The organism is Endozoicomonas euniceicola (genome assembly GCF_025562755.1).
GTDB lineage: Bacteria > Pseudomonadota > Gammaproteobacteria > Pseudomonadales > Endozoicomonadaceae > Endozoicomonas_A > Endozoicomonas_A euniceicola.
The window spans coordinates 1,514,322-1,527,882 of sequence record NZ_CP103300.1 but is presented as its reverse complement, the minus strand read 5'-3'; the positions used below and the strand labels follow the sequence as shown (position 1 = coordinate 1,527,882).

Below are 13,561 nucleotides of genomic sequence, written 5' to 3'. Positions count from 1 at the left end.
GGTTATATTGTGTGACTGCTCCCCACCCTATCGGGTGAGGCTTCTGATTTCTTAGGCAGCAACCGACAGTCTGCCGGATTTACGCAAGCCTCCATCAGCAGAAACGGACAGTCCTTCCGCCTTTAATTTCAATATGCCTTGCTTCTTGATATTGCGAGCTGCATTAATATCCCGGTCATGGATAGCACCACAGCTACACTCCCATGATCGGATTCTCAATGGCATTTTTTCCTGTTTCAAATCGCAGACTGAGCAAGTTTTAGAGGATGCAAACCACTGGTCTATCTTCACCAGATGTTTACCTTCCTGCTTTGCCTTGTATTCGAGTTTGGTTATCAGTGAGTGCCAGCCAGCATCAGCAATAGAACGAGCAAGACGCTTGTTCTTGAGCATGTTTTTAACTTTCAGTGTCTCCACAATCACCGCTTGGTTTTCGTCGATGAGTTGTTTTGATAGCTTATGCTGAAAATCATTACGGGCAAAGGCTACACGCTCATACGCCTTTGCCACCAATAAACGGGCTTTGTGCCTACCTTTTGAGCCTTTCTTGCAGCGAGATAGAGCCTGTTGTTTTCTTTTCAGGTTACGTTGTGCTTTTTTCAGAAAGCGAGGATTGCCAGTCTTATGGCCGGTACTGGTGATAGCCAGATCAGTAATCCCCATATCAACACCGACAACCTGATTAGCTTCAAGATTATCAATCTGTTTTGGTTGTTCCTGGGTATCATCAGCCAATATGGAGGCAAAATACTTGCCGGTTAGCGTTCTGCTCAGGGTGATAGACTTCACCTTACCCACTATTTCACGATGCACTTTAGCCCTTATGGGCTTGCACTTGGGGATTTTTATCCAGTTATCGCCCACAGAGACAGACGTACAATGGTAGCTACTTTGCTTGCCATGCTTTTTCTTGAAGCGAGGAAATCTTGCCTGCAATTTGGGATTGAAAAAGTTTTGAAAGGCCGTATCCAGATTGATAGTGGCCTGTTGCAGTGCAATAGAGTCAGCGTTTCTCAGCCATGAGTACTTTCGGCTTTTCTTGGCTTTTGCCAGCAAGGGCTTCAGGTGTTTTTTGGGAGAAAGGCTCTGCCCACGAACCTTGTAATAATGAACCTTAATAGCCAGGGCCTTGTTCCATACGAACCGCACAGCATCAAACTGACGGTCGAGAAATTCCGCCTGCTCTGATGTTGGATAGATTCGTACTTTGGTGGCTCTCAGCATGGAATGTTATTTCAGTGCTCATTAATATAAACTTCATATTACAGGTATTTGAAAGAGGTTTTCAAGTGGGCGCACACAATAAAGATTTGCTTAAAGGGTATCTTCGCAAACGACATAGCGTTACCAAGCTGGTTGTTCATTTGGTGTTCACGACAAAGTACAGACGAAAGCTTTTTGATGGCTATATGATCAAGCAGTTACGGGAGTCGTTCGAGAGTGCATGTGAAAAACTGGAATGCCAGTTACTTGAAATGGATGGCGAAAAAGATCACGTACACCTGTTGGTGGCCTACCCACCAAAACTGGCTATCAGTGTCATGGTAAATAATCTCAAATCAACATCATCAAGACGGTTGCGAATGCTGAATACCCACCTTACTGCTCAGAGCAAAGCAGGCTTAATGTGGTCAAGGTCTTACTTTGCTTGCAGTGCTGGCGGTGCAACTATCGAGACTCTGAAGGACTACGTTAATAGCCAGAGTACACCAGATTGATGGCGGAAGGCTCTGTGCCTTCCCGTCTTATATCCCCGCCCGCATTGGGCGAGGGTTTACGACGATTTTGCTAAAAGAGCGCGTCGCACGCCAGGATGTATACTGATGTAAATCTGAGCGAATGCGGAGAAAAGCATGGAAGTCTTCCAGCATCTCAAGTTTAGAGAATTATAAGTACTAACGTTTCGTATTTTTTGATGCTGAGATAGGTTAAGCAACCGCTTCATCTACCAGGAAAAAGCGGTTGCCATGCTCACTTCAGATCAGAAAGTAATCCTTCGAGAGCTTTCTTTATATACGACATTTCTTGCAAAAGCGCTATCACCACTTGCGGCACCAACGTTCTGTGAGTTACTTCTGGGTGGCATGCTTTCTGGCGAAGGCTTTGTTACACAAGCCCTTCTGACGATCCACTACGAAAATTTCTGGAACAGCTACCATCATTGGGTCTCCCAAGGTAAGTGGCGTTGGCGAAACCTGGCGCATCGTCTGATATTGCTGGTCAGTTCTAAAGTGCCTGACGGTCAGACCATTCCCCTGATTCTCGACGACCTGACACTCGAACGTTGCTCTGACAAAGCACCGGCATGCCGAATACATCACCAACACAGCAAGAAAAAGAACCGGTGTACTTATCTCCTTGGTCAATGTTGGGTCTTTCTGGCTATTCCTTTCCATAGACCATCAGACAAGGTGCATACTGCGATTCCAGTGATGGCTTTTCCATCACCTAAGTCAGGCAACATCAGCAAGCTTAAAATTGCAAAGGCCATGCTGAAATCTGTACGACAGAGTCTTCAGGGGCGAGCTTTGCGCCTGCTCACTGACTGCTGGTTTATGAATCATACCATGATGCAGCCCGCGCTTGAGCTTGGGTATGAGGTCATTGGTCATATACCGAAAAACCGGGCACTTTATGCGCTTCCAGTCGATGCACTTCCTCCCTCTCCTTTCAAAAGGAAAGGCCGCAAGCGTAAGGGGCGCAGCATTCAATAACTTACCGGGCTTTTGGCTGTTGGCTGTTGGCTATTAGCTGCTCATACAGCCAAAAGCCAAAAGCCAAAAGCCAACAGCCAACAGCCAACAGCCAACAGCCAACAGCCAACAGCGGTATATTATGTTCTGCTGCTTCCCTAAGTACGGTGTCAAAATGACACCTGAGGAAGTAGATAAATTACCAGAGACCAAGATGACTCTCTGGCTTTACAGAAAGAACCGGACTGTCTCTTTTCGTTCTTGTATTTGCCGAGCTCGTTTTTTGAAAGGCCGTATTGTCCGAGTCGTCTGGAGTTGTTTTGAAAACGACAAGGGACAAACAGAAACTAAACTGTTTCTGTCCACCAATCCTGACTTGAAAGCCGATGAAGTGCTATTAGCCTACTCGCTCAGGTGGCCTATAGAGCCTATGTTCCAGCAACTTAAACACGAGTTTGGATGCAAGCATTTATGGCAGCAGAAACTCAGAACGCTGTTACGGTGGATGCACATTAAAATGGCAGGGTATGCGCTGGTGCAATTGCTGACCATTTGTCAAAATCCAGCGGCCATTGCGCTGGCCAAAACTGCCTGGAGGAATCCCCATACAGTCACGGCCGGAATGCTTAGGGGCGCAGCATTCAATAACTTACCGGGCTGTTGGCTTTTGGCTATTAGCTGCTCATACAGCCAACCGCCAACCGCCAACCGCCAACCGCCAAAAGCCAAAAGCCAAAAGCCAAAAGCCAAAAGCCAAAAGCCAAAAGCCAAAAGCCAAAAGCCAAAAGCCAACAGCGGTATATTATGTTCTGCTGCTTCCCTTAGGCGCGCGCTGTTTTGGATTATTCCGCAGTTTCGAATTCGTGGCTGCTGGAACCGATATGAGCAAAAATTAGAGCTGAAATTGCCGGATAAAAACGAACGTTCGGATAGTTTTTTGGAAAAAGCGGCATAAATGAACTCAGAACCAATGATTTAAACGGTTCAGGCAGGTTTAAATTGTGTGCCTGACGGGATTGGCTGCGCCGACGCTAAATATTTTACCGAACGTTCATGTTTCAAGAAATCTAAACCTGAGTTCCAGCATGATCTGAAGAGTTTGTTCAGCCAGTTGGGACTGAGCAATACACCAGAAGACATCGAGCAATTCATTTCCGGGCATTCACTGACGGAACAGCAATCTATTTTTGAAGCCGGTTTCTGGCAGCCAGCACAAAAACAGTTTCTCATAGAAAGCCACGATCAGGACTCGGACTGGTGCGAAGCAGTCAATGAGTTTGATGTATTGCTGAGAGCCAGAAAAAAAACACCATTTATTGGCAGGAGGTTTTGATGATGTATGGGCTGTCCAAAGCAAAAATTTTGTAATCTTACCTTGTATTTCAACGGTATGCCTCCAGATAGAAAGTACTTATAAATACGGAGTCATCCATGCGATTCCCAATCTGGTTATTTTTACTGTTCCCCGTTATTGAGATGCTGGTGCTGATTGAAGTCGGCAGCGCCATCGGGGGGCTGAATGCGGTTGCACTGATTATTTTAGGGGCGATTCTCGGTATGGCGGTTCTACGCCGGCAGGGACTCAGTACTATGCTGAAAGCCCGTGAACGTATGGCGCATGGGGAAATGCCCGGGACAGAAATGGTGGAGGGATTCATGATTGCCATTGGTGGCCTGTTCATGATGTTTCCGGGGTTTGTGTCTGACTTTTTCGGGATGGCCCTGCTTATTCCGCCAGTACGTAAATACCTTATTAAGAAAATGATTGCCAGTGGACGCTGGCAGGTGCACCAGTCTTCCACCACCTTCGAAGGTCAGTATTACCGTGAAGATATTGACCCCAGCCGAGGTCTGCACAACACCTTCGACGGGGACTTCAAGCGGGAAGATGAAAAAAAATAGAATTGTCCCCTTGAAAAAGATTAACCGTATCCCTACTTAGAGTATCACCGTATAACAGGTTCGGTTTGGGTGGGTATCAACAGAAATCCACCCAACCTTCATTGTAAGTTGACTGCCGAATATTCGGCATAAACAGTTGGAGAGATGCATCGATGAAAATCCGTCCGTTGCGTGACCGCGTGGCCGTTCGTCGTGAAGAAGAAGAAACTACCTCTGCTGGCGGCATCGTTCTGCCAGGTTCCGCTACAGAGAAACCAAACCAGGGTGCTGTGGTAGCTGTAGGCAATGGAACTGTTCTGGACAACGGTGAAGTTCGTCCCCTGAGCGTAAAGATTGGCGATAAAGTGATCTTTGGCAAATACGCCGGTTCCGACACCGTTAAGATCGACGGTGAAGAACTGATCATTCTGTCCGAAAGCGAAATCTACGCTGTTCTGGAAGACTGATTGTCTGCGACTCCCGAAGGAGTCCGGTTACAACTGTTTTTAAAAATTCGTAAAGGATGTCAATCATGGCAGCAAAACAGGTTAAGTTCGGCGACGAAGCTCGCAAGCAAATGCTGGAAGGCGTTAACGTTCTGGCTGACGCCGTTAAAGCGACTCTGGGGCCTAAGGGTCGTAACGTACTGCTGGAGAAATCCTTCGGTGCGCCAACCATCACTAAAGATGGTGTTTCCGTAGCCAAGGAAATCGAGCTGGCTGACAAGTTCCAGAACATGGGCGCTCAACTGGTTAAGGAAGTGGCCTCTCAGGCTAACGACCAGGCGGGTGACGGTACGACTACCGCTACTGTACTGGCTCAGTCCATTCTGAACGAAGGTCTGAAGTACGTTGCCGCTGGCATGAACCCAATGGACCTGAAGCGCGGCATCGACAAGGCTGTTATTGAAGTGGTTGCCAAGCTGAAAGGTATGGCGACTCCGTGTGAAGACGGCAAGTCTATCGCTCAGGTTGGTACTATCTCTGCCAACTCTGACGAACTGGTGGGTCAGATCATCGCTGAAGCCATGGAAAAAGTGGGCAAAGAAGGCGTTATTACCGTTGAGGAAGGTTCCGGTCTGGAAAACGAACTGGACGTAGTAGAGGGTATGCAGTTCGACCGTGGCTACCTGTCTCCTTACTTCATCAACAACCAGGAAAGCATGACCTGCGAACTGGAGAACCCGTTCATCCTGCTGGTTGACAAGAAAATCTCCAACATTCGTGATCTGCTGCCAGTACTGGAAAATGTTGCCAAAGCAGGCAAGCCTCTGTTGCTCATTGCTGAAGACGTTGAAGGCGAGGCGCTGGCGACTCTGGTCGTGAACAACATGCGCGGTATCGTTAAGGTATCCGCGGTTAAGGCACCAGGTTTCGGCGACCGTCGTAAGGCCATGCTGCAGGATATCGCTACCCTGACTGGCGCTACCGTTATTTCTGAAGAAATCGGTCTGTCCCTGGAAGGCGCTACCCTGGAAGACCTGGGTTCTGCCAAGCGCATCGCGATCACCAAGGAAGACACCACCGTTGTTGACGGTTCTGGTAACCAGGCTGACATCGTTACCCGTGTTGAGCAAATCCGTGCCGAGATCGAAAACTCCTCCTCCGACTACGACAAAGAAAAACTGCAGGAACGTGTAGCCAAACTGGCTGGCGGTGTTGCCGTTGTGAAGGTAGGCGCTGCTACCGAAGTCGAAATGAAAGAGAAGAAAGCCCGCGTAGAAGACGCTCTGCACGCTACCCGCGCTGCGGTTGAAGAAGGCGTTGTGGCTGGTGGTGGTGTCGCCCTGATACGCGCCCTGTCTGCTATCGAAGTGGACGCTATCAACCCTGAGCAGAAAGCCGGTGTTGAACTGGTTCTGCGTGCCCTGGAAGGCCCAATCCGTCAGATCGCTGCCAACTCCGGTGACGAAGCTTCTGTTGTTGTTGACAAGGTACGCTCCGGCGAAGGTAACTTTGGTTACAACGCTGCAACCGGCGAATACGGCGACATGATCGAAATGGGTATTCTGGACCCGGCCAAGGTAACCCGTTCTGCTCTGCAGGCGGCTGCTTCTGTTGCTGGCCTGATGATCACCACCGAAGCTATGGTAGCTGACGAGCCTAAGGAAGAAGCACCTGCAATGCCTGATATGGGCGGTATGGGTGGTATGGGCGGTATGGGCGGCATGATGTGATCAGCCCCCTGACTGTCTGAAACCTGGTTTCAAACCACATCTTTTGATGTATAAGCCGTAGCCTTTGTGTTACGGCTTTTTTTTCACAAACCTTTATACCAGCCTGACATGCAGGCTTGTGGCAACCCGCCGATTTAATACCTGTTGAAAACCTGACAGGTAAATGTCTATGGCGAGTGGTATTACTCCGGGCTCCAGAGTACCGGCTCCTTCTACAACTTCCACAGGTGGCACAGGTGCTGCTGATTCAGCAGGCTCAACGGCAAGGCTCAATGGAAATTCTGTTACAGGAGTGGGCAGTCCGAGACGGCAGCTTGGCGGAATTGCACCGAACCAGACTCCTGGCACTTTAATTCGTGAACGCTCTGCGAGTCAGCCAGACACACCGCCTTCCAACCAGCTCGCAGAAAGCCCTAAGGCCAAACAGAAAAGAGAGCTGGAAGAGGCTCACCAGGCCAGAGAAAGCAGTACGCTTGAAGAGCTGGAAGCCGAGCAGGAAGCCTTGCTGAATGAAGCCGACGACAAATATCAAAAGGTTGAAGCGCATACTGTTCTTGGCAAAGCCTTTGCCGCGCTGGATAACCCGTCCAAAGCCCTCAAAGGCGTTAAAGTGGTCATTCGGTTACCGGGTGAAGATAAACCAATACGGCTGATTCCTCCGGATAAAAAAGCGCTTAAAAACCGTGATGTTGCGGAATTGACAAAGCTGGCCAAAGAACTGCTTCAGCAGTACAACAATACGGCCTTTACCGGGTTTAATTTGGGAGCGTTCAATCAGCGACTGTCGACGATTCAGGAAATGCTGAAAGATGTGGGCGCTAAGATATCTGAAAAAGGTAAGCCGGATAATGACTGGCAGAAACGGTTGGAGGATTTGCAACACCGGCGGTCGATCATTCATGTCAAACAGCCAGCCCCCACTGAAGGTTCAGAAGATGAAACCCCTGAACTGACGCTAGAGAGACTGGGAAAAGAAGAAACAGAACGGCTCATGAAAGATCTGGAAATGATCAAGCCAGAGCCCGTAACGCTGGCAGGAAAATTTTGGAGGTTTTTAGACCATGGAAGGCAGTCGTAACATTCCATCTACCCCCTCACCTTCAGGCAAACCGTTGACTGAAAGTACTACGCCGGAAGGAGAGCAACCCCGCACAGGTTCTGCTGCGACTCCTGATGTATCGCCGAAAATGCGAGGCCTGAATCCTGACAGCACGGCTGGAAAACCATTGGCGGAGAGAAAGGCGACAGCCCAGCCTGAGGCAACATCAACGACAGGTATGGGTAAAAAGAATTCACCTGAGGCATTGTTAAGACAGCGAGAAGAAGTGTTGACCGCGATTAATCAGTTGTCCGCGATGAGTGGAAAACTGAAAATTCTTGCCCAGGCCCGGAGAGCGCTGGAATCCCCTGATACTCCACCAGAGGGGTTGATGATTAAAGTTCAGATTGACGATCGTATGGTCTCTATTATTCCTCCTGATCAGGAAGCTTTGCGAGGGCAGAATATGGAACATTTGTTGAGGGAGGTTGGAGAAGCTATCAATGGTGGGTTTGCCGAATGCCAGACAGCGTTAGGTCCTCAACCACCACAAGTACAATTTCAGGCGCTACAGGAAAAATTTGTTCAGCTAAGTCACAAGCTTGGAAAACAACACGCTAAAGATGAAGAAATGCAGAGGCATTTGAGTCAAGCGTTGAAAGCAGTGCCAACCTCTATGAAAGTGGATTATTCGGGAGGAACCGTCCTGATTGAAAGAATCATAAAGCCCAAAAAGAAGCCACCAAAACCGGCTCCTGAGCAACCTCCGCAGCCATCTGAGCCAGCCCGGCCCGAGGAATAGCTAAACGGTCGGTTAGTCAGCTTTTTCGGAACCTGTGGCGCTATTTTCTGTCCAAACATCCTGAAGCTCCATTGAAGGTTTAGGCAGAAATGATTTCAAGCAGTTCCGGACAAGGTTCCGTCCCCACAAGCCAGGGCAGTGCCGTCAACAGTGAGCACCACCCCGATTATGCATCCGGTTTTTATAATCGGATGGTCATAGGGCTCAGGAACGTTATGGGGTACCTGAACCTTCAGCGAACACCGGACAGTAGCCCCGCAGCTGACTCTGGACAGCCTGTTCTCCAGCGTGAACTCCAGAGCGCCAGTCAAACGGCTTTGATGACGGCGCAAAGCGAGTCGAAAGTAACGCCCTCCCTCTTCAGTGCTGACACGCTCTTTCCTGATCCCTTTAAGCCAGAGCCCGAACTTGAATTGAGCGATATTTTTGATGAAAACATCCCGGAAGAAGTGGGCGAAGCGCTGAATAGCAGTTATATGACGGGCTGTAGTTTGATGCGCGGTCATGAAGCCAGTTATGAGCGTAAAGGCAAATTTTTTTACATTGTGCCTGATGAACCGGGGAAGAATATTGCTAGCCGTTGGTCTGCTGAATTGAGTGAGGAGTTTGGACAGAAGGAGGAGGCGGTTCGGAGTGAAGCCATGAAATATTTTACCCTTATCCAATCAAACCTCAGAGACGCAGGGTACTTAGAGTCTGAACCGTTTGTTTTGAGAGCATTTACCCACTTCGTTGAAGGAGTACATCAGAGCGTTAAACTTGAGCAGGCATTTCAGACGTGGGAGCGAGAAGGGCTGGCCAGAGCCGGGTTGCCTGAATCTGACACCGAACTATTCAGATTGATGATTGAAGGGAGTCGCTGCGATGGTGCCAGTGAGCGCTTCCGGCTAAATAATGAATGTGGCTATCTGGAGCGATGCTATCGAGGCTTTTTTGAGCTACTGAACCAGTTGGCAGCAGCACCTGAGGGCTGGCGGCTCTCAATCTCAGACATTAATCGTGCAGCTGCTATCGTTGGTACTACGTTTTGTGACAAAAGCACTCACTATGCAGCGGCGGTTAAAGCTGAAGACGTTTATGATTTTTGCAATGTGATGACACCCGGTAATGTTTGTATGGATAGCGAAGGGGACGATATCTTCAAGTACATAAAACCCCAACCAGATAAGCAGTCAGCGGATAAAATCAGAATGGCTGCTATAACGCAAGCCCGTGAGTACCTCAAAGGACACGATATTGATATCAGGCTGGAGTGGTATAAGGTTGTGGATGATTACCTGATGTTTAAGGTCCGGTACAATTCTGATGACAAACAGCGGGATGGTCAGGCGGTGCTGGATCATTACTACAGGACAGTCGCCGAAAAAAAATCGGACCTGGAGATTGTCGAGGCCGCTGTCGAGGCTGCCTGTATGCTCCAGCGAATGCATCTGTATAAAGACGGTAATGGTCGTATACAATTTTTCATGGTGTTGTCTGTTCTGCTGTACCAGCAAGGCTTCTGGCTCAAGAGAACTCTGGACAATCCGTGGTTTCTGGTGGATTCAGCCTATCCTGAAACCATTGCCAGGATGCTATTACCCCTGTGTGAGAAGAGGCCTGTGTTCACTACCCCTATAGACTGGCGAAGCCATGTGTCAGGAGCGGAAAACGTGCGCCTGCTCTGCGCGATGGGAGAGACTGAGGCGTTTAAGGAAGCCATTTATCAGCGACCGGAGCTACTGAGTCACACTTTCCGACCGAATGATTTAACCCTGTTAGGTACCGCCGTCCTCTGTAATCAGGAAAGTATTGTCGAATACATATTAAACCGCTATCCAGACCGCGTAAGCTCAGAGGACGTATGTAAACTGAACCGCCTTCTTGGTCAATCCAACTTCAGCCCCGACGTTATGAAGAGGCTGCGGATGTTATTGACTAATTATCTTAAGTCTGAATTGCCATCAGGTGATGGCGTCAACGCTTCTGAAAGGAATAAACAGAGCCCAGCCCAAGTATCTGAGTCAGTTGATCCAGAGCTTCCCTCGACTCTGCAAGAAGGTTCGGATCGGCTAAATCGCTCTCTTTCAGCTGATCACGATAATGGCTTTGAACCCACTGGGTCAGCTGTGAATACAGGGCGTCCGTTATCAGGCAGTGCGGGTTAACCGCCTGTAACTCCTGTTCGTTGAGCACCACCCTTAAGCGCAGGCAGGCGGGTCCGCCGCCATTATTCATACTTTGCCTGAGGTCAAAGGCCATGACCTGGTCAATGGGATTATCGGAGTTGACCAGCTCCCTGAGATAGTTTGCAACGATGGGATTCGTCTCGCACTCAGAAGGAACGACCATGGTCATATTGCCATCGTCACGACTCAGTAACTGGCTGTTGAACAGATAGGTTTGCACCGCCGTTTCTACCCGAATCCGGCTTTCGGGAACCTCTATAATCTGTAACTGGTCAGCAGTGGCTTTTTGTAGCTGTTTATATACATTAACCTGTTCCAGAAACGCTTTTTCATGGCAGAGCAGAACGTGCTGATTGCCCACTGCAATCACATCATTATGAAACACGCCCCTGTCAATTACATCCGGATTTTGCTGGGCATAAACCACTGACTCTTCTTTTAACCGATGCTGTCTTGCGACTGCCCTTGAGGCTTCAATGGTTTGCCTTGCCGGGTAACGTCCGGGAGCCGGTCGGGTCTCATCAAAACCGTAGCGGCCAAAGGCAAAAAGAGAAATGCCGGGCTGTTGGTAGTCACTGCACAATCGGGTGTGGTTTGCAGCCCCTTCATCACCCAGAACATCAACACCTGGCAATGCAGGGTGATGCTGGAAATACTGTTCATCGTTAAAGACTGCTTTAAGAATACAGGCGGTGCTATTGTGCTCAATGGAACGATGAAATTTGCTGACCAGGTTGGCAGGCGTAAAGTGAACCTTGCCATCTAATGCGTCAAAGCTTGAAGATACGGTTGCAGCATTAGCCGTCCACATGCTGGACGCTGAACAGCAGGCTGACAATAATTCTGGTGCCTGCCTGGCTGCTGCTTCCAGTACACGGGCATCAGTACCGGAAAACCCTAAACGACGTAAAGTGTCTATATCCGGGCGCGCCTGTGGTGCCAGAACCCCCTGCACAAAACCCATTTCATGCAGGGCTTTCATTTTGGCAAGCCCCTGTAATGCTGCCTGTCTGGGATTGGACGATTGTTGCTTATTCTGTGTGGAGGCAATATTCCCGGTAGACAGACCAGCGTAGTTATGGGTAGGTCCTACCAGGCCGTCAAAATTGGCTTCTATGGCTTTCATTCTTACTCACTGCTTTTTATTCGTAAATTACCGCTTTTGGTTTTTGGCCTTTGGCTGTTGGCTTTTGGCTATTAGCTATTAGCTATTAGCTATTAGCTATTAGCTATTAGCTATTAGCTGTTCATGCAGCAGCCAACAGCCAACAGCCAACAGCCAACAGCCAACAGCCAACAGCCAACAGCTAACAGCCAACAGCGGGTCAATAATTATTCCAGCGTTAAACCGGGGGCGAGTTGTTCAGGCATGATCAATGCGTCGGCCTCAACACTGGCAACCGGATAGGCGCAGTAGTCCGCTGCAAAGTAAGCGCTGGGGCGATGATTGCCGCTATCGCCGACACCACCAAAAGGTGCTGTGCCTGCCGCACCCGTTATCGGACGGTTCCAGTTTACAATGCCAGCCCGGATATGGTTGAAAAACAGCTCGTAGTCTTCCCGGCGATCACTGAATAAACCAGCGGAAAGGCCGTACCGGGTATCATTGGCTTTTTTTATGGCATCCTTTAAGTACTGATAACGAACCACCTGCAACAGTGGACCAAAATACTCTTCATCAGGCAGTGCCGGAATCGTTGTCACATCAATGATACCGGGGCTGATCAGCCCGGTGCCGGGTTTTAGCTGTCTGGATTCCAGCAGCACCTTGCCCCCCAGGGATTCAAGGTGTTGCTGAGCCTGAACGATGGCTTCTGCCGTGGCTTCGGAAATAACGGCTCCCATAAACGGCTGTGGATCACTGTTCCAGTCACCGGTTTTAAGGCTGGCGGTGGTGCTGGTCAGCTTTTGTATAAACTGACCCCCCCACTCCCCGGCCGGAACAAATAAACGTCTGGCACAGGTACAACGTTGACCGGTGGTGATAAAGGCAGAATGAATAGTGTCGTGTACAGCGGCGGCCATATCAGCCACTTCACAGACAATCAGTGGGTTATTGCCCCCCATCTCCAGCGCCAGAATTTTCCCCGGATGGCCGCCAAACTGTTGGTGAATCAGTTTGCCGGTGCGGGAGCTGCCGGTGAAAAACAGCCCATCCAGACCCGGGTGGTTGGCAAGATAAATACCGGTTTCCCTTTCCCCCTGTATCAGGTTGATCACACCTTTTGGCAGCCCTGCCTGTTCCCATAACCTAACCGCCAGCTCTCCGGTGGCCGGTGTCAGCTCGCTGGGTTTAAAGACAACCGTGTTACCGGCCAGCAGGGCGGGTACGATGTGCCCGTTGGGCAGGTGTCCGGGGAAATTATAGGGGCCGAATACAGCGACAACACCGTGAGGTTTATGTCGTATAAATGTTTTAGCGCCTGGCAGGCTGTTTTCTGTTATACCGGTTCGTTCGTTATAGGCTTTGATGGAAGTTTCTATCTTGCCTTTCATGGCAGCCGCTTCTGTGCGGGTTTCCCACAGGGGCTTGCCTGTTTCACGGGCGATGGTTTCAGCAATGGCTCCTGCATGCTCTTCCAGGCGTTTGCCAAAAGCACGAACGATAGCAATACGTTGCTCCAGGGGCGTCATCATCCAGCCAGAACCGGCAACTCGTGCAGCGTGAACTGCCTGATCGATGTGCGCTTCACTGCTGTTGCAGCCGCTCCATACGACCTCATTAGTAGATGGGTTGTTGGATTGAAATTCTGAACCGGAACCTTTCTGCCATTGACCATTAATATAATCAGTCATGTCTGT

The 13,561-nt window shown here is 49.4% G+C and carries 12 protein-coding genes; 9 read left to right on the top strand and 3 right to left on the bottom strand.

What is annotated here, in order from left to right:
• Positions 1 to 51 precede the first annotated feature (51 nt).
• On the bottom strand, positions 52 to 1,224 hold the full coding sequence (locus NX720_RS05875) for an RNA-guided endonuclease InsQ/TnpB family protein (RefSeq protein WP_262600028.1): 1,173 nt from the start codon (positions 1,222 to 1,224) through the stop codon (positions 52 to 54).
• A gap of 65 nt (positions 1,225 to 1,289) precedes the next feature.
• On the opposite strand from NX720_RS05875, the gene tnpA reads away from it, so the two are divergent.
• From tnpA to NX720_RS05830, 9 genes are all read left to right on the top strand, one after another.
• Positions 1,290 to 1,718 carry an IS200/IS605 family transposase gene (tnpA, locus tag NX720_RS05870; protein WP_262599592.1) on the top strand — a complete coding sequence of 143 codons (429 nt, stop codon included), beginning with the start codon at positions 1,290 to 1,292 and terminating at the stop codon, positions 1,716 to 1,718.
• Between the two features lie 249 nt (positions 1,719 to 1,967).
• Positions 1,968 to 2,714 (top strand): IS701 family transposase, encoded by a 747-nt coding sequence (locus tag NX720_RS05865; protein WP_262600026.1) that lies wholly within the window; start codon positions 1,968 to 1,970, stop codon positions 2,712 to 2,714.
• Positions 2,715 to 2,868: 154 nt separating this feature from the next.
• Positions 2,869 to 3,648, top strand: a complete 780-nt coding sequence (locus tag NX720_RS05860; RefSeq protein ID WP_262600025.1) for a hypothetical protein — start codon at positions 2,869 to 2,871, stop codon at positions 3,646 to 3,648.
• 48 nt (positions 3,649 to 3,696) lie between these two features.
• Positions 3,697 to 4,026 carry a DUF2789 domain-containing protein gene (locus tag NX720_RS05855; protein WP_262600024.1) on the top strand — a complete coding sequence of 110 codons (330 nt, stop codon included), beginning with the start codon at positions 3,697 to 3,699 and terminating at the stop codon, positions 4,024 to 4,026.
• Between the two features lie 98 nt (positions 4,027 to 4,124).
• On the top strand, positions 4,125 to 4,595 hold the full coding sequence (locus tag NX720_RS05850; RefSeq protein ID WP_262600023.1) for an FxsA family protein: 471 nt from the start codon (positions 4,125 to 4,127) through the stop codon (positions 4,593 to 4,595).
• 152 nt (positions 4,596 to 4,747) lie between these two features.
• Positions 4,748 to 5,041: a co-chaperone GroES gene (locus NX720_RS05845; RefSeq protein ID WP_262600022.1), complete on the top strand. Its 294-nt coding sequence runs from the start codon at positions 4,748 to 4,750 to the stop codon at positions 5,039 to 5,041.
• A gap of 65 nt (positions 5,042 to 5,106) precedes the next feature.
• A complete protein-coding gene (groL, locus tag NX720_RS05840; RefSeq protein WP_262600021.1) occupies positions 5,107 to 6,750 on the top strand; it encodes a chaperonin GroEL in 1,644 nt (547 codons plus the stop codon).
• A gap of 169 nt (positions 6,751 to 6,919) precedes the next feature.
• Positions 6,920 to 7,828 carry a hypothetical protein gene (locus NX720_RS05835; protein ID WP_262600019.1) on the top strand — a complete coding sequence of 303 codons (909 nt, stop codon included), beginning with the start codon at positions 6,920 to 6,922 and terminating at the stop codon, positions 7,826 to 7,828.
• Positions 7,812 to 8,591, top strand: coding sequence for a hypothetical protein (locus tag NX720_RS05830; RefSeq protein WP_262600018.1), 780 nt, complete (start codon positions 7,812 to 7,814; stop codon positions 8,589 to 8,591). The genes NX720_RS05835 and NX720_RS05830 overlap by 17 nt, the downstream gene beginning before the upstream one ends.
• Positions 8,592 to 10,547: 1,956 nt before the next feature.
• Here the strand turns inward: NX720_RS05830 and astB are convergent.
• The gene (gene astB, locus NX720_RS05825; protein ID WP_262600017.1) at positions 10,548 to 11,885 is read right to left on the bottom strand and encodes an N-succinylarginine dihydrolase; all 1,338 of its coding nucleotides are present in this window, start codon (positions 11,883 to 11,885) and stop codon (positions 10,548 to 10,550) included.
• A 206-nt stretch (positions 11,886 to 12,091) separates the two neighbouring features.
• A complete protein-coding gene (astD, locus tag NX720_RS05820; protein WP_262600015.1) occupies positions 12,092 to 13,555 on the bottom strand; it encodes a succinylglutamate-semialdehyde dehydrogenase in 1,464 nt (487 codons plus the stop codon).
• Positions 13,556 to 13,561: the final 6 nt, after the last annotated feature.

What these genes read in the sequence shown, in the direction of transcription:
- NX720_RS05875 (WP_262600028.1), bottom strand. Translation starts at nt 1,224, where the DNA reads ATGCTGAGAGCCACCAAAGTACGAATCTATCCAACATCAGAGCAGGCG.
- NX720_RS05865 (WP_262600026.1), top strand. Translation starts at nt 1,968, where the DNA reads ATGCTCACTTCAGATCAGAAAGTAATCCTTCGAGAGCTTTCTTTATAT.
- NX720_RS05860 (WP_262600025.1), top strand. Translation starts at nt 2,869, where the DNA reads ATGACACCTGAGGAAGTAGATAAATTACCAGAGACCAAGATGACTCTC.
- NX720_RS05850 (WP_262600023.1), top strand. Translation starts at nt 4,125, where the DNA reads ATGCGATTCCCAATCTGGTTATTTTTACTGTTCCCCGTTATTGAGATG.
- NX720_RS05845 (WP_262600022.1), top strand. Translation starts at nt 4,748, where the DNA reads ATGAAAATCCGTCCGTTGCGTGACCGCGTGGCCGTTCGTCGTGAAGAA.
- groL (WP_262600021.1), top strand. Translation starts at nt 5,107, where the DNA reads ATGGCAGCAAAACAGGTTAAGTTCGGCGACGAAGCTCGCAAGCAAATG.
- NX720_RS05835 (WP_262600019.1), top strand. Translation starts at nt 6,920, where the DNA reads ATGGCGAGTGGTATTACTCCGGGCTCCAGAGTACCGGCTCCTTCTACA.
- NX720_RS05830 (WP_262600018.1), top strand. Translation starts at nt 7,812, where the DNA reads ATGGAAGGCAGTCGTAACATTCCATCTACCCCCTCACCTTCAGGCAAA.
- astB (WP_262600017.1), bottom strand. Translation starts at nt 11,885, where the DNA reads ATGAAAGCCATAGAAGCCAATTTTGACGGCCTGGTAGGACCTACCCAT.
- astD (WP_262600015.1), bottom strand. Translation starts at nt 13,555, where the DNA reads ATGACTGATTATATTAATGGTCAATGGCAGAAAGGTTCCGGTTCAGAA.